Origin of the sequence: Shewanella sp. MR-4 (genome assembly GCF_000014685.1) — a bacterium.
Taxonomy (GTDB): Bacteria; Pseudomonadota; Gammaproteobacteria; order Enterobacterales; family Shewanellaceae; genus Shewanella.
On record NC_008321.1, the window covers coordinates 311,117 to 327,451 of the forward strand.

The window sequence follows — 16,335 nt, forward strand, 5'->3', positions numbered from 1 at the left end:
CCCGAGTAACAGTATGGCCAAGGTGATTTTGAGTCGCATCGTAAACTTGATAAAAGTAAACTACACAGTGTAGTTTACTCAAGGCTGTGCAAAAGTAAACTCAATAGTGTAAAATCTCGGCAAATATTTTGATGGCATACCACAATGGCAGAAAAAGCAGTAAAACTGACACATTCCCAACTGAAGCGTTTGGCGATCCTCGACGCGTCACAGGAAGAGTTTATGGTCAATGGTTTTGCCGGCGCCAGCATGGATAGAATTGCCCAGCGTGCCAATGTCTCCAAGCGCACTGTTTACAATCATTTCCCCAGCAAAGAAGTGTTATTCGAGGCGACAACCGGTGACCTGTGGGCGCGCACTAAGGAAGCGGCCACCTTGGCATTTAATCCTGAGCAGAGCCTCGAATCACAATTGCAAAAGATTGCGCGTCGCTGCTGGGAGCTGTATCAGCAACCGGATTTCCTGCGAGTGGCAAGGGTAGTGATGGCCGAGTTTATTCGGTCACCGGTTCAAGCGACCGAGGCCATGGAACGATTAGCTAAGCAAGAAGGTGGATTAGAGGCGTGGCTCGCCGGGGCCGTGGCCCATAAGGCATTAAAAATCGATAATATCCCACTGGCGGCCACTCAATTTTGGGGGATGTTTAAGGCCTTCGCCTTTTGGCCGAAATTGTTCCATTTGAAAAATCACGATGAGCAGCGGCAAGAGATCATTGATGCCAATATCCGTATGTTCCTCGCCATGTATCGCGCTTAACTTTCACTTGTTTCAAGCATAAGGCCGATAACGTTTTCACGTTATCGGCCTTATGTATTTTATCGCCTCAAACCGCGCTTACAGTAAGGTGGTCGCCAGCAGATAGCCGACGGTCGATGCTGTGCCCACGCCTATCAATCCCGGGATGATAAAGCTGTGGTTAATGATGAACTTACCAATTTTGGTGGTCCCTGTTCGGTCGAAGCCGATACAGGCCAAATCGCTTGGATAAGTAGGTAGCACAAAGTAACCATAGCTCGCGGGTAAAAAGGCAATCAACAACTTAGGATCGACGCCTAAGGCCAAGCCCATGGGCGCGATAGCCGTGAGCGCCGCAGCTTGGCTGTTGACCAGTTTTGAGATTAAAAACAGCACTAAGGCATAGGTCCAAGGTTGGTTTTGCACCACATGGGAGAGGTTTTCCTTCAGCACATCCATATGGCTGATAAAGTAAGTATCACTCATCCAAGCCACGCCAAATACTGAGAAAATCGCTACCATGCCGGCCTTAAACACTGGGCCGTTGGCAATTTCTGTGGGTTTGACCTTGCAGCTCATTAAGATAAAAGCGCCAGCGATCAACATCATCATCTGGATCACTAAGTTCATCGATAGCGGCGCCAGTTTGCCCTTCACCTCAAACACTGGGCGCAGTTCGCTAAAGGAGCCAAGTAACACCACGGCGGCGATAGCGGTGAAGAAAATCCCCGTCGCCCAATAGGCTTCCTTAGGAAAGGTTTGATCCAGCAGAGTCTCGCTCTTGTCGTAGATAAACGCCCTTTGTTCGGGATCTTTAATTCGCGCCTGAAACTCTTCGTCCTTATCTAAATCTTTACCACGACGCAGGCTCCAGAGTGCCGCCACTAATACGCCGCAAAGAGAAGCTGGTACAGACACCATTAAAATTTCCAGCATGCTGTAGGCATGGCCGACACCATGCTGCGCCGCCAAAATCGATACCATAGAAACCACGGCGACCGATACCGGAGAAGCGCAAATCGCCATTTGCGAGGCGACTGATGCCACCGCCATCGGGCGTTCTGGGCGAATGTTTTTCTTCAGGGCGATATCGGAGATGATCGGGAACATGGTGTAAACCACATGGCCGGTTCCGCATAAAAAGGTTAAAGTCCAGGTGGTGAGCGGCGCCAAAATGGTGATGTACTGTGGATGGCGGCGCAGTAAACGCTCGGCAAACTGCATCATCACATTTAAACCACCTGCGGTTTGTAACACCGAGGCACAGCCTATCACCGCAAGAATGGTGAGCATCACCTGTACGGGCGGTTGTCCGGGCGCGAGACCAAACACAAATGTCAGTAAAAATAAGCCAATACCACTTATCAGTCCTAGCCCCATACCGCCATAACGGGTACCGAGCAGTAAACAGCCGAGTACGACAATAAACTCCATTAAAATCATTTGATTCACCCCTGCGGAACCTGCCGCGCGATTTGTATTAGGACTAGCTATATTTGGCGCTATTGTGCGAGGGGAATGGATTTGAGAACTTGCGCTGGCGCAAGGTGTAAATAAAAAGTGGCATTGGATTTTTCATAAATTTGAGCTAGCGCTAGAAACGCGCGTGCAGAAGTTGCATTCTTGTTAACTCGGATACGCTAAAGACGCCAGTAGCCAAGTAAAAACGCGTCTATCAGTACTTGCTCCGGTAAAAATAACCATAACAATTTCCAAGGATGTCCAAGTGAAACCTGCCACCTATAACACCGAAGCTTTCGATGAGTGGATCCGCAGTCGCTTTGTGGAACTCAACTCCCAGCTCGAAAAGCTTTATTACCAGCAGACCGACCGCGCCAATGTGCAAGATATCGGCACCGAGCTTAAGCAAACGTTAGAAAGTGAAGGGCGTGAGCTGATTAAGGCGCTGCTCGATGAAGGTAATACCGATGAAGGCTTCGACAGTGCCTTCGATCTACTAGGGAATGTCGGCCTGTATATGGCCGCCTGTCGTCGCCATGAGATTACCGAGCCGACACGGGAAACCACTTCGCCACTGGTCGAAGCTTCGGCGCTCGCTATGCATATCGGCGCCTCCATCGGTGTGACGCCACGTTTTGCTACTGCTCATTTAACCACCCATAACCGTGCCCACAATGGTATCTACAAACGCTTTACCGATCTGCCCGACGAGAAGCTGTTTGTGGATTACAACACTAAGGGCATCTTGGCCTATAAGCGTGCCAGCGATGCCTTATTAAAAATTCAACCCTTGGGGATCTCTCATCCTATTAGCCACGATTTACTGCGGGTGGCCAAGCAGGCATTGCAGGATGTGATAGAGTCAAATCAGCAATTATTCAAACGTTTAGATACCGACCGCTTCTTCTATTGCGTACGCCCCTATTACAAGCCCTATCGGGTTGGCTCAGTGGTGTATCGCGGCGCCAATGCTGGCGACTTTGCCGGAATTAACGTTATCGATTTAACCCTAGGCCTCTGTTTTGCCAACGAATCGGCCTATTCGCAAATGCTGGTGGATAAGTTTTTATACATGATGCCAGAGGATCAACAAATCCTGAGGGAATGCATGCGCCGTCCGAATTTGATGGATGACTTTTTACAATCCAAGGCCAGCGTGCAGCAGGATTGGTATCAGGAAAACCTTAAGCTGTTTATTGAAGTCTGTGAATTACATGGCGAAACCGCCATTCAACACCACAATGAGTTGGTGACTAAATATATTGCCGAGCCTTCGGTGAATATGGAGCAGCAACATTTAGCCAAGGTCACCGCCAGCGGTCCACCATTGCACGTACTGCTCGGCTCCCTCGAGCGCTTAAGGGATAGACGCGCCGCGGTGTTGCGACACGATATTCGCACCCGTTATCACGATCTGAAAAAACTCAAAGACAGTTTAAGGTAAGGCCATGCTGCTAAATGTAAAACAAGACTTTTGCCTCGCAGGCCCAGGCTATCTGCTCAACCATTCCGTGGGGCGGCCACTTAAATCGACCGAGCAGGCGTTTAAGCAGGCATTTTTTGCGCCTTGGCAGGAGTCTGGCCGCGAGCCTTGGGGCCAATGGTTGGGCGTCATCGATAACTTTACCGCGGCGCTGGCGAGCCTTTTTAATGGTCAGCCGCAGGACTTTTGCCCGCAGGTGAATCTATCGAGCGCCTTGACCAAAATTGTGATATCCCTCGATAGATTAACGCGAGATGGCGGCGCCGTGGTGCTGATGAGCGAGATTGATTTTCCCAGCATGGGGTTTGCCCTGAAAAAGGCATTGCCCGCAAGCTGTGAACTGCGCTTTATTCCCAAGGGTTTAGATGTCACCGACCCCAATGTGTGGGACGCGCATATTTGTGCCGATGTCGATTTAGTCTTTGTCAGCCATGCCTATTCTAATACTGGTCAGCAGGCGCCATTGGCGCAGATCATTCCCCTTGCCCGTGAGCGTGGCTGCTTGAGTCTCGTGGATGTGGCGCAATCGGCTGGGATTTTACCGCTGGATTTAGCCAAGCTACAGCCGGACTTTATGATTGGTTCGAGTGTGAAATGGTTATGCTCAGGCCCAGGGGCTGCGTATCTGTGGGTCAATCCGGCTATTTTGCCCCAGTGTCAGCCGCAGGATGTGGGTTGGTTTAGCCATGAAAATCCCTTCGAGTTTGATATCCATGATTTCCGCTATCACCCAACTGCGCTGCGGTTTTGGGGCGGTACACCTTCTATCGCGCCCTATGCGATTGCCGCTCACAGCATTGAATATTTTGCCAATATTGGTTCACAGGTGATGCGTGAACATAACTTGCAGTTGATGGATACGGTCGTCCAAACATTGGAATGTGATTTGGTCTCGCCACGGGAAGTCGATAAGCGCAGTGGCACCTTGATCCTGCAATTTGGCGAGCGACAAGCACCCATCATGGCGGCGTTGGCGGAGGCGAATATCAGTGTCGATGCCCGCAGTTTAGGAATGCGCGTATCGCCGCATATCTATAACGATGAGGCCGATATCGCGAAATTGCTGGAGGTGATAAAAGCCCATCGTTAACGGATTGAACAGGGCTTGCTCGGAACGGCTATGAATGGGGTGCGCTAAGGCGACCTAGTTGCACCCCTATGCTTAAATACTGTAGTTATAGCGGCAGAACATAGACCGTGGGGTGCGAAGTTCAGGATTGCTTGGGGTGATAGCCAAATCGACGGGTAGCATCACTGCATCGACTACCAGTGACCCGCCCATATCCACCAGTGTCAGTGGGACTGTAAACAGCAGTAGAGGCGGAGCGGATATCGCGGATATCACCACACACTCCTCGCCATTATCGACAGCCGTTTGCACACTCGAAAAAGAGTGACCCCAGGTTGAATCTGCTCCCATTCTCGATGTTACCGCTGCGCATCCGCTGAGATACCCGCATACAACTAACCAAGCCAACCAACGCATAACCACTCCATTGTTTATGTTTGAAAAAACGCATCGCTTCCATATGGCTGACTCGTTTGCTCGACTCAGCGTTTTGGTACTGCGGTAGCATAGCGGATTTTACTCGGCACAAATGTGCTCTGTTTCAATGGTTTGGCATTCTAATCAGATGAGTTTCGTTGTCAATTATTCGGCAATTGCAGCCCTATGGCTCAAGCCTTTTGCGATTGAGGCGTTCAACAATTTGGCTGGCATTTAGATCGTGGACGACGTTTATCACGGTGGAAGGTGCGTCGGTAATGGCGCCTATCACCACTAGAATGGGGATGGTTTCCATCGGTAATCCTAAGGTGGTGACGATAAAAATCTCCCCGAGGAAGGCGCCGCCAGGCACGCCACCAATGATGAAGGCGGACAGGACGGAGATGAGTATGGTCACCATAAACACATCGACCGTAAAATCTAAACCGAGCAGAGAGTAGATAAACACAATCTTCAGTGCGGTGATAATGGATGCGCCACCCTTATTCAAATTCACCAGCAGCGGTAGGCTGATATCGGCGATTTCGGGTTTTATCCCCATCTTCAGCGCCGCCCTTAAGGTGACGGGCAGAGTCGCGAGCGAGGAAGTCGTGCCTAATGCAGTCACTGCGGGTTCGAGGGCGTGGCGCCAAAATTGTCTAATCCCGTGCATGCCGCCGCCAAGCCAAGCATAAAAGGTGGAGCCGACGGTGAGGTAGATAAAACAGGCCACTAAAAATAATCCCACGGCGCGGGCAAAGGTCACCACAAGCTGCGGATCTTGACTCGCCATGGTGGAGGCAAAGTAAGCGCCAAGGCCGACGGGAGCGGCCAGCATAATAATGGCAACTATCTTCATGATGACGGTATTAAAACTGTCGAGTAGTGCCGAGACTTTACGGCCATCTTCACCCGATTGACCTATAGCGATTCCGGCAATCACCGACATGATGATAAGCGCCAAGATATTGGATTTGGAGAGTAATCCAGAAAAGTCATTGGTGGTTAACAGCGCCACAAAATCCATCTTCCCCGAGGTGTCGCTAACGGTTTGATTAAGATCGAGGGTAACACCTTGGGCTGGATCAAACATCAGTGCCAGTAAGGTGATGCCGACGGCGGGAATAATCGCCATCAGAATCGAGACGCCCATAATTGACACTAAAATCGCCCCAAGCTTTTTTAAGTCCGTCATGCGGGCAATCGATGAGGTTACGCTGATTGCCACTAAGGGCACGATAATCATAAACAACAGATTTAAAAAGATTTGCCCTAGGGGCTTGAGCTTGAGCGCCAAGGATGGCCAATAGATGCCGATCATGCCGCCAAGTAATAATGCACTGAGCAGCACAATAGAGTCTTGATAGAGTTTAAGTTTTTGCCACATAGCTAAGCGCCTATTGTTATTTTTATCATTGTGTTGGTGAGTCATTAGGAGCGCCCAAATGAGAGGAGTCAATCATGCAGCATGGACATGCTCAAGCTAGCGAGTCATTCGCATAAGCGCAAGAAGGGATTGGAAATAAACTCTTTTTGGGTTTTGGGTAACGGTTAACAAGAGTGCTTGAGTCTATTCTGCATCTGATTTCGGACGATGTGACTCTTGTTAACATGATCGCTTCTGTTTAGGTGTATTAGCCGCACGGCGAGAGCACGTCAGTAGAAAGGTGTATTTACCTAGTTAGGCTCGTTTGTAACGTTGTGCCTCGTTCGTTTATTGATTAGCTTAATCACACTGGGCTGTATGCAAACACCCAAGGCCAAAATTACTAGTTAATCAGGGATGAATGAAATGCTAAAAAAATGGATTGCGATACTGTTACCCGTTGCCGTATTAGGTTTGAGTGGCTGTGCATCGGTCAGTGATACTGATACCGATTCGACGGTGGCAAACAGCGCCGAGAAGAAAGTCAGCAAAAAAGATTGCAACAAAGTCACAACCACGGGTTCGCGCCTTGGTCGTTGCAGATAATTACTGTTTATCCATTCACTATGGGATTGTATTCATCATTCATTTTTTATGCTTAGAAAGCATGATATACAGAAATATAGAGAGTGCTAAATAATGTGCTTTCTATATTTTTTAACTTTTTATCTTCATTTTTCGCAAGTCAAAGCCTGAAAATAACCATAGTTAACTCTAGGATTCATAGATGTTTAAGCGTAATTGTGATTGGTTAAGAAATATTGCTGATTAAATTTTGTGAATTAAATCTAATTGCGAAAATCTTGAAATGTTAAATATTTATTTGCAATTTTGTTGGTTTTTAAATAAATATAATATTTCAAAATTAAAATAAATAGTTGTGTTATCTATTTTTAATACGAGATAAGCTTGCTTGTTTTTTATGGAATACGTTATTTTAAAAAATCTGTTAATATTCGTTTTAGTTGTTTAATATGTCGTAAATTAAGCTGTTGCGTGTACAGTTTGATAATTCATGACGGTTATTATTCGATAGTGCACTACAAGCAGCACAGGTCATATGATCACGATAGTGCTGGTCAAAAAACTTAACGGTTCTCGACTCTAACGAATCAAAAAGTGCAAGGGTTAAAGGCTTTTTCCATTTATATCTTTCCATTAGGTTTGCTAAATGTCGATAACAGGTATCACGGCGATTAGATAAATACTTTGAGGCTATAAGCTGACTTTCAAACTGTGTCAAAGATCCTGTTAGATAAAAGGTGATGCCTTGAACTAGCTCTTTTATTTCTAGTGGGGTAGCTACTAATTCACCATTTTCAACCGCTAAATTTAATGCGTCTGTAAACCAACCCCAAAAGGCATTAATGCGTTTTTTAAACCGCTCCACTTTTTCATCACTCGCGAGTTTCCAGACCATTGTATTGACTGACACCGAACGCAGTGTAAAAAAGCTACTACTACGCTTAATGGTTTCAAAGGTAAAAAAAATGGGTAAGAGCACTTTCTCTTGTGCTGTTAAATCTGGATTCTTATTGATAAAAATGGGTAAGTGATTTGATGTCGCACTTCTTAAGAATAAACAAACCAACACATCTTCTTTACGTTCAAAAAACTTATATAAGGTTCCTGTAGAGCATCCAACCTCATGAGCAAGTTGAGAAAATTTAAAAGACACAACACCTTGTGACTCAATCAGTTTTTCTGCTGCATCTAATATCTGATTACAACGCAAAATAGATAGTGAGTCAGTGGGACATTTCATTTATTTATTCCAGCATACCGAAAAGTACATTATGGATTGCGCACAAATATGAGGCATAGCCAATAAACAAATAATCGGGATTAAGCTCACATCACAGAGTTTTAAATTTTAATCTTTGTGATTTACTTCAAACGCACATTTAATCAACAGGAATTTGTCATAAGTTAAATTTTGTTCATTTAACCTGTATTACCTCCGGTCAATTCCCAAAGAAAAAATATTCACGAGATAACTCACGAATAAAATTGTCACTGAAAAAAAGTCGTGACTCACTTCTCCTTAGACGCCGTTCATAACCTCTATCTTGCTTGCAACAGACATAGAGGGTTAACAAAATGCATGATAGAAGAAGTTTTTTAAAGCTAGGTGCTGGTGCTGCGGTAGGCGGTATCGCAGCGGCATTGCCAAGTGCAGCATTAGCCACTGAATGCGCCTCAAACATTAAATGGGATGAAACTCGTGATGTTATTGTCGTGGGGTCAGGTTTTGCGGGGCTGTCATCCGCACTAAATGCTAAGCGACAAGGTCTAGGCTCGATACTGGTATTAGAAAAAATGCAGGTGATCGGTGGCAACTCAGCGATCAACGGGGGCTGGTTAGCTATCCCTAAAAACCCAATCCAATTAGCTCAAGGCATCAACGATGACTCACCCGAAGAGCTAGTGAAGGATCAAATTATCTCTGGCCGCGGTATGCAAAATACCGACATGCTACGACAAATCGCTAATCGTGCCCTGGATGCTTATCAGCTGTGTATTGATACTGGGGTTAAATTCCGTGAGGGCTTTAACCAACAAGTGGGCGGCCACAATAAAGCGCGAGCTATCCGTACTCTGCATGGCGTCGGTGGCGATATCACCACAAAACTCTATGAAGCGGGTAAAAAAGAAGGCGTTGAGTACCGTCTACAACATTATGTTGAAGACTTCATCATGGATGGCCAAGAGATTGTTGGCTTGAAAGTACGTCAAAATTATCGTTTCCCGGATCTCAAAACCGGTAAAACAATCTACATCAAAGCCAATAGGGCCGTTATCCTTGCCCACGGTGGTTTCTCACGTAACTTAGCACTACGTGAACTGGTCGACCCTGCATTAGATAAAACCTTAGATTGTACCAATGCCCTAGGCGCAACGGGCGAAGTCACACTAACGGCTATGGCCCACGGTGCTTTTCCGGTTCATATGAGCTTTATTCAAACAGGTCACTGGGGCTCGCCAGATGAAGGCGGCTTTGGCTGGTCAAATGCTCTGCTCTCGATTGGTTTCCATAAAGGGATTTCAGTCAATGTGTTAGATGGTAAGCGTTTTATGAATGAACGCGCCGATAGAAAAACCTGCTCCGACGCCATTATGAAAAATCGTAACCCTGATGGCTCACCCGCCTATCCTGTGGTGTTTTTTAACCATGACGATCATGTTGGTGCAGAAGAAGTGACCCGCGCAGTACGTGACCAAATCGCTTGGAAAGTCGATAGCCTTGAGCAATTAGCTAAGCAATTCAATATCCCACTTGCGCAGCTCAAACAAACTGTAGACGAGTACAACAAGCAAGTGCCACTGCGCATAGATCCCTTGTTTGGACGCATGATGGATACGGCAGTTGAGCTTAAAGCGCCGTTTATTGTGTCACGTATTTGGCCAAAAGTGCACTACTGCATGGGCGGTTTAAAAACCGATTTAGGCGCGAGAGTGCTGCATAGTCAAACCCTAGCTCCGATGAAAAATCTCTATGCCGTTGGCGAAGCAACTGGCGGCACTCACGGTGGAACCCGTTTAAGTTCAACAGCTTGTCTGGAGTGTTTAACGATGGGAATTATCGTTGCTGAAACCATCAAATCTGACATGCAGGCCTAAATCATGATGAAAACATTACTACTCACACTGGTTGTTGCAACCCTGTTCACTGGCGCAGCCAATGCCGGAGACCTTGTCAAGATGAAAGGCAGTACCCAAGGTCGCAGCAATCATGAATTTATTTACCAAGATGGTTGTAAAGGATGCCACCAAGGCTCGGGTAAACAAAATGCCACCGATGCGGCCTGCGTTGAATGTCATGGCGAAATCACCAGTATTCCAGTGGATGAGTCCAAACTTGCCATCCCTGAAGCCCATCCACACAAATCACTGCACTACAACCAAGGTGCCAGCTGCTTAGCCTGTCACAGCGAGCATGAGAAAAAGGCTCCAGTGTGCGCTGAATGCCACCGCACTTGGTTCAAAGAAATGTAATTTAATTTTTATAATACAAAAACTTAAGAAAGGTAATGATGATGAAAAAATCCACCCGGTTTATGTTGTCCATGGTGGCAACCGCTATCGCACTATCTCAAACTAACGCCTTTGCCGCAGAGCAAGAAGATGGCATCAATGTTGGCGGCGCCGTGCGCGTTAACTATGGCTATCGCGATTATGATGAAAAATCGAAGGATAAAGGCGGCGACTTTAACTTCGACATGGCCGCCATCAAATTTGATGGTAAAAAAGGCGATTTCGGTTTAGCGGCGGAATACCGTTTTACCTCAGGCACTAACTACATCAAGTATGGTTATGGCTACTACAACATTGATCCAGACTGGCAACTGCAATTTGGTATCAACAAAGTGCCCTTTGGTAACCGCGAGTTTATCTCTAACAGTTGGTGGTTTGGTCTGCCTTACTATTTAGGCTTTGAAGATGACCATGACATCGGCTTAAAAGCGACCTATGAGAAAAACGGCTGGCACACGGATTTAGCGTTTTATAAAAATGCCGAATACGGCCCAACCGAAAACAAGCGTTATTCAACTGACTTGTATACCGGCACCATCAATGGCACTGAATACAACAACGAAGAAACCAACCAACTCAACGTGCGCCAAACCTACACCGCCGAATACGAAGGTGGCGCAACCACTTTTGGTGGCTCAGTACAGGTCGGCCAAATCTACAACAGCAAAACCGGTAATAATGGCGACCGCTATGCTGTCGCACTGCATTTAGACAGCAGCTACAACGGCTGGAGCCTACAAATGCAAGCCATGCAGTATGAATACAATGCTGCAGATGCTATCGACGACAACAAAATTGGCGTATCGGTGGTGAGCTGGCAGTACGAAATCGCCTCAAAAGGCCAAGCCTATAACATCAACATTGCCAAAACGGTTAACACAGATTGGGGCAGCATTAAGTTCTATAACGACTTTGGTTTAATGACACCTGATGTTGATGACGATAGCTACGACAACAGCATGCAAAACGTCACCGGTATGGCGATTTCTGCTGGCCCAACGTACACCATGATTGACTTTGTGATGGGTAAAAACATGACTTTCTCAACCGCCAATAACGACCACGTTGGCTTACCTGAAGTCGGTAACGATTGGGATAAACGAATCAACATTAACTTTGGTTACTACTTCTAGTATTTGCGCAGTTTAGGACGTCCCTCCTCCCTGCCGTTTTAAACTGCTCAACCTTTTGGCCCTATTCGTTAGGGCTTTTTTTTTTACGTTTTCCCCATAGAGTGAACGATGAAACTACAATCTTTACCGACACTTGCCGTTTATTTTATCTGTTCATCCTCCCTGTATGCCGCCGATGTGCAGTTGGGGGGATTTATTAAGGCCAACACCCGCTTTGTTGAAGGCAATGTGGCCTTTCAAGACAGTTGGACAGGCGGAGGCAAGGTTGTCGAGCACACCAAACGCACCCAATTTGGTGCCCAAGAAAGCCGCTTTAACCTGTCGCTCAACACCGATGAAGCCGAAGCCTTTGCCGAAATCGATTTTGTCGGCTCAAGCCAAGGAAACCCGATTATCTCCAACTCCTACAGTCCAAGGCTTAGGCATGCCTTTATCAGTTATCAAGGCATCACCGCCGGACAAACTTGGTCAACCTTAGTCAATGCCAGTACCTTTGCCGAAACAGCCGATTTAGGCGGGCCATTAGTTGGACAAGCCATGGTAAGACAAGCACTTATCCGCTATAGCACCGAACAATGGCAATTCGCCCTCGAAAATCCCTACACCTACGGCACCCAAGTCCAAACGGATGGACTAACCAAGGCTACAGCAGCCAAGCTTGACTGGATTGATACCAGTCATGATTACATCCCAGACATGATTGCCCGCTACAACCAATCCGGCGAATGGGGCAATGTGTCTCTCTCTGGCTTAGTGCGTTATTTAGATCCAGCGGGCACATCGCAGTGGGCTGGCGGGCTCTCCCTTGCCGCCAAACTCTTTACTTTTGGCCAAGATGATCTACGCCTACAATTGCACTACGGCCACCTAGGTCGTTATGTCGGCACCGACGCTGCGCGCGATATCATCCAAGGAGAATTAGAAACCTCGACATCAGCCATGTTTGCCTACCGACACTTTTGGACTGACTACGCCCGCTCGACACTCTTTTTTGGTCACACTCGCACTGAGCGAGAACAAACGGACCGCAGCCACGTTGGTGTGAATCTGTTTACCAATTTAACCCAAGCACTCACCCTAGGTATTGAAGTGGGCCGCTATCAAATAGAGGATAACAACAGCTCAGCCCATCCCAATGCGCAGCAGGGAAAGTCCAACTACGCGCAGTTAAGCATACAATTGCAGCTCTAAAACTGCTCGGACGGTAAGATTATTCGCGAGTAAAGTCACGAATAAGTTTGCCACTCAAAACATGCCGTGATCCAATTCACCTTTACCATTAACCAATCACTTTATTGTTAGTCACGTAACAATATAACCAACAGAATATCGCCATTAAGCGATGTAAAAATAGGATTGGAATGATGAAATTAAAAATGCTTTTCGGATTAGCCGCACTGACTTCAACAGCTGTTATGGCTCAAGGCCCACAATGTAATCACGCGCAACTACCCTATCAACAAATGACGCCAGTGCCGTACGACAGCACGCCCTATGTGCCGCAAAACACTATGCCAGAGCAATGCCGTAACCCCGAAATCGAGGCCTACATTGCCGATTGGGAAGCTGGCAAAATCGACTTTAACACCATCAAACCCAATGACAGCATTGCCGCAGACCAACGTTTTTGTAAAACTTTGGATGACCACGGTAACGTGCTCGAAGCCAAAAACTGCGATCCTAAAAACTCACCTGTGGGTTATATCTGGAAAGAGCTATCAGATAGCCCTGTCGTAATTGGTATCACCAATGGGTTGAAATCAGACCATGAGCCACATTTCCACGGTCAACCAGAGTGTTACTACGTGGTCAACGGCACCAGTAAAACACTGGCAAACAATAAATTTGAAACTCTGGCCAAAGGTCAATACTTCTATATTCCTGGTGCCCATATCCACAATACCCCAATCCTCAATAAAGAAGGTTTAGGTGTATTTTACTGGTACCCAAACAACGCCCACTTTGATGGATTTAAATACTACTGGCGTAAAGATGTTAAAAATCTACGGGTGGCCGAAGAAGCCTTTGACCGCGTAGATGCCATCCGTAAACGCGATTTAAACCTAGGCCCATACGGTACCAACGAACAATTTTTCAAAAACTAGTTAGCGTAATTCAACCTAAGCACAGATAAAAATGAATTTGTATTAACTCACGATTTGGTAGGTGTTGTTGAGTCGCGCTTAGCTGGCTATCGTGATATTCACATCTGAAGCTTGATTGATTTTCTGAATAAAAACGGTCCACTTGGGGACCGTTTTTTTGTTTGTAACGCTTGCTCAACCCGCTTTAAGGGAAGGCTTAACACAAGTGATTAATGCCTTTTAGCCTGTTATCACCAACTCAGTTGATAATTGAGGGCAAAGGTGCGACCGCGGCCATGGTAGTCGAACATTGACTCAGGACCGTAGGTCGGGCTGTAGAAGTACACCGCTCTTTGGCCCCACAGGGTGCTGTAGTCTTTATCGAGCAGGTTTTCGATGCCGTAGCTCAAGGTGCCGACCGGTAAATCGATAGAGCCCAGTAAATCCAGCGTCGTGTAGCTATCAAGCTCACTCGCTAGGCCATCGTTGGTTTTGAAGCGATAGTCAGATTCGGCGCTAAAACTGTGCTCAGCTTGTAAACGGATCTTCTGTGTCTCGCCTCGCCAGCCAATAAAGGCGGTCGCCTTAGAGGGCGAAGCATAAGTGACGGTTTCATCAATCCAATTATTCTCATCTTTCACTTCACTGCGCACCAGATGCAGGTTGGTGCCGACTTGCCAGTCGGAGCTGATATCAAAGTTCAGTTGTGCCTCTAGGCCATAGCTGCGCTTATCTTGGTCTTTGACATCGATGGTCAGATCTTTGCTGTTCACCTCAATCACCTTGTCAGACACGGCATAGTAGATGCTGGCTTGCGCCTGCCAACGGTCTGCAAGGTAACGCCATCCCAGTTCCATGGAGTCGGTCTTGATCCCGTCAAGGCGGGTATCATTGATATTGATGCTGTTTTGCAGCTGTAAGTAACCGTCGGCATCGGCCTTGTAGGTGCCGCGGCCGTAGTATTTCGACAGGTCTGGCAGCTCAAAGCCTTGGGAATAGGCAAGCCAGAGTTGTTGGTCTTGGCTTAACTTAGCCACCAAGCCGAGGTTGACTAAACCTATGTTATAGTCGGTGCTGCCGCCTTTAATGGCATCGGCTCCCTTGGCTTTGCCAGAGGCGATCGTCACCTGTTGGTTATAACCGATAAAATCATCAACGCTGTTTTCCATGTGTTGATAACGATAGCCTGCGTTTAGCACCAAAAAGCTATTCATCTCCCAACTGCTTTGGACAAATGCAGCAATGGATTCGACCGAAAAGTCGACATAACGGCCGGTAGTGAACAGCTCGCGCATCACTAAGCCGCCGTGTTGGTTGGCGGCATCGAGGTCGAAGCTCATTTGGCTCGAATCAAAACTTTCTTTATCCCAATCCAGTCCCCAGGTAAGAGTGAGGCTATCGACGGGCTTGGATTCCACGACCGCCTTCAAACCATAGATACTGGTGTTTTGGGCCGATGCTGAGAAGTTGTAGACGCCGCTGGTTTCATTGACATAGGGGAACGGGTGGAAATCCAGATTCTCTTTGCGATAAAAGCCTTGTAAATACAGGGTTTGACCAAGAAACTCATTCTGGGAGTAGGACAGATTCAGCAAAGTGCGCTCGGTGGCGGGGCTGCGGTCAGCGTCTAATCCCTTACGGGTTTCTAGCACTGAGGCATCGCCAGTGACGCCTGAGAAGTTCTCACCCATATACAGACCATGTTCATCGTCTGAACCGTTGCGATAGTATTGCGCCATGGCGCTGAGGTTGGCGTCATTGGCAAGCTGCCAATCCATATTCGCCATTAAATCATAACCTTGGGTGTACTGCATTCCGGTTTGGGTAATGTCCAGCATCACAGGGTTGCTACTGCCATCAAACCATTGGCCGTTTTCCTGCCAAGCGGCACTAAAGCGCCCTTTAAGCGAATCGCTGCCCCCGGTCACCGCCAGCGCGGTGCGGTAATCTAAATCATCACTGCTATTAAAGCCGGACTTGAATCCCGCTTCGGCTTCGAAGGTATCACTGCTGTCAGCCGCTTTTTTAGTGACAATATTAATGGCACCGCCCAGTGCGCCACCGCCATAGATAGCCGACGCGCCAGCGAGCACTTCGATGCGGGCAATATTGAATGGATCGATACTGTCGAGCTGGCGGCTGATACTGCGGGAGGTGTTCATCGACACGCCATCGATTAAGACCACCATGGCGCGACCGCGAATATTTTGGCCAAAGTTGGTGCGCCCTTGGCTGGACACATCCATCGACGGCACTAAGGCGGCGAGCATTTCCTTAATACCTTTGCCGCTATCGGTTTGCTCGCGAATGCTGGCTTCATCAATGATCCACACAGTGCTGGAGAGATCGCTGATTTGGGTCGGTGAGCGGGTGGCGGAGACCACCATGCGCTCCATATCGTTTTCAGCGGCTGTTGCCACATTAACAAGCCCCAGTTGGCAGATAACTGCGGCGGCGACTAGGCTTATCGGCCCCATAGACTTAGGCATAGT

Annotated in this window: 14 protein-coding genes; 9 read left to right on the forward strand and 5 right to left on the reverse strand. The window is 47.4% G+C overall.

Annotated features, from left to right (window positions below; all coding sequences use genetic code 11):
- Nucleotides 1-144 precede the first annotated feature (144 nt).
- Nucleotides 145-756, forward strand: coding sequence for a TetR/AcrR family transcriptional regulator (locus SHEWMR4_RS01560; RefSeq protein WP_011621098.1), 612 nt, complete (start codon nt 145-147; stop codon nt 754-756).
- Nucleotides 757-834: 78 nt separating this feature from the next.
- Here SHEWMR4_RS01560 and SHEWMR4_RS01565 read toward each other — a convergent pair whose 3' ends face one another.
- Nucleotides 835-2,178 (reverse strand): anaerobic C4-dicarboxylate transporter, encoded by a 1,344-nt coding sequence (locus SHEWMR4_RS01565; RefSeq protein WP_011621099.1) that lies wholly within the window; start codon nt 2,176-2,178, stop codon nt 835-837.
- Nucleotides 2,179-2,461: 283 nt separating this feature from the next.
- On the opposite strand from SHEWMR4_RS01565, the gene SHEWMR4_RS01570 reads away from it, so the two are divergent.
- Nucleotides 2,462-3,640 carry a PrnB family protein gene (locus SHEWMR4_RS01570; RefSeq protein WP_011621100.1) on the forward strand — a complete coding sequence of 393 codons (1,179 nt, stop codon included), beginning with the start codon at nt 2,462-2,464 and terminating at the stop codon, nt 3,638-3,640.
- A gap of 4 nt (nt 3,641-3,644) precedes the next feature.
- The gene (locus tag SHEWMR4_RS01575) at nt 3,645-4,769 is read left to right on the forward strand and encodes an aminotransferase class V-fold PLP-dependent enzyme (protein ID WP_011621101.1); all 1,125 of its coding nucleotides are present in this window, start codon (nt 3,645-3,647) and stop codon (nt 4,767-4,769) included.
- Nucleotides 4,770-4,841: 72 nt separating this feature from the next.
- Here SHEWMR4_RS01575 and SHEWMR4_RS01580 read toward each other — a convergent pair whose 3' ends face one another.
- Together SHEWMR4_RS01580 and SHEWMR4_RS01585 are read right to left on the reverse strand one after the other, a co-directional pair.
- Nucleotides 4,842-5,165 carry a YceK/YidQ family lipoprotein gene (locus SHEWMR4_RS01580; RefSeq protein ID WP_011621102.1) on the reverse strand — a complete coding sequence of 108 codons (324 nt, stop codon included), beginning with the start codon at nt 5,163-5,165 and terminating at the stop codon, nt 4,842-4,844.
- 184 nt (nt 5,166-5,349) lie between these two features.
- On the reverse strand, nt 5,350-6,552 hold the full coding sequence (locus tag SHEWMR4_RS01585; protein WP_041408669.1) for a dicarboxylate/amino acid:cation symporter: 1,203 nt from the start codon (nt 6,550-6,552) through the stop codon (nt 5,350-5,352).
- 405 nt (nt 6,553-6,957) lie between these two features.
- Between SHEWMR4_RS01585 and SHEWMR4_RS20885 the strand changes: the two genes are divergently transcribed.
- Nucleotides 6,958-7,137 carry a hypothetical protein gene (locus SHEWMR4_RS20885; protein ID WP_041408670.1) on the forward strand — a complete coding sequence of 60 codons (180 nt, stop codon included), beginning with the start codon at nt 6,958-6,960 and terminating at the stop codon, nt 7,135-7,137.
- 415 nt (nt 7,138-7,552) lie between these two features.
- On the opposite strand, the gene SHEWMR4_RS01595 is transcribed toward SHEWMR4_RS20885, so the two are convergent.
- On the reverse strand, nt 7,553-8,356 hold the full coding sequence (locus SHEWMR4_RS01595) for a TetR/AcrR family transcriptional regulator (protein ID WP_011621104.1): 804 nt from the start codon (nt 8,354-8,356) through the stop codon (nt 7,553-7,555).
- A gap of 335 nt (nt 8,357-8,691) precedes the next feature.
- Here SHEWMR4_RS01595 and SHEWMR4_RS01600 point away from each other — a divergent pair, with 335 nt between their 5' ends.
- The 5 genes from SHEWMR4_RS01600 (at nt 8,692) to SHEWMR4_RS01620 (ending at nt 13,864) form a co-directional block, all read left to right on the forward strand.
- Complete coding sequence (locus tag SHEWMR4_RS01600) at nt 8,692-10,212, forward strand: flavocytochrome c (protein ID WP_011621105.1); 1,521 nt, start codon at nt 8,692-8,694, stop codon at nt 10,210-10,212.
- 3 nt (nt 10,213-10,215) lie between these two features.
- Complete coding sequence (locus SHEWMR4_RS01605) at nt 10,216-10,587, forward strand: cytochrome c3 family protein (RefSeq protein WP_011621106.1); 372 nt, start codon at nt 10,216-10,218, stop codon at nt 10,585-10,587.
- Between the two features lie 38 nt (nt 10,588-10,625).
- The gene (locus tag SHEWMR4_RS01610; protein WP_011621107.1) at nt 10,626-11,759 is read left to right on the forward strand and encodes a hypothetical protein; all 1,134 of its coding nucleotides are present in this window, start codon (nt 10,626-10,628) and stop codon (nt 11,757-11,759) included.
- A gap of 108 nt (nt 11,760-11,867) precedes the next feature.
- A complete protein-coding gene (locus tag SHEWMR4_RS01615; protein WP_011621108.1) occupies nt 11,868-12,950 on the forward strand; it encodes a hypothetical protein in 1,083 nt (360 codons plus the stop codon).
- A 170-nt stretch (nt 12,951-13,120) separates the two neighbouring features.
- Complete coding sequence (locus SHEWMR4_RS01620; RefSeq protein ID WP_011621109.1) at nt 13,121-13,864, forward strand: cupin; 744 nt, start codon at nt 13,121-13,123, stop codon at nt 13,862-13,864.
- 230 nt (nt 13,865-14,094) lie between these two features.
- Here SHEWMR4_RS01620 and SHEWMR4_RS01625 read toward each other — a convergent pair whose 3' ends face one another.
- Nucleotides 14,095-16,332, reverse strand: coding sequence for a TonB-dependent receptor (locus tag SHEWMR4_RS01625; protein ID WP_011621110.1), 2,238 nt, complete (start codon nt 16,330-16,332; stop codon nt 14,095-14,097).
- Nucleotides 16,333-16,335 lie beyond the last annotated feature (3 nt).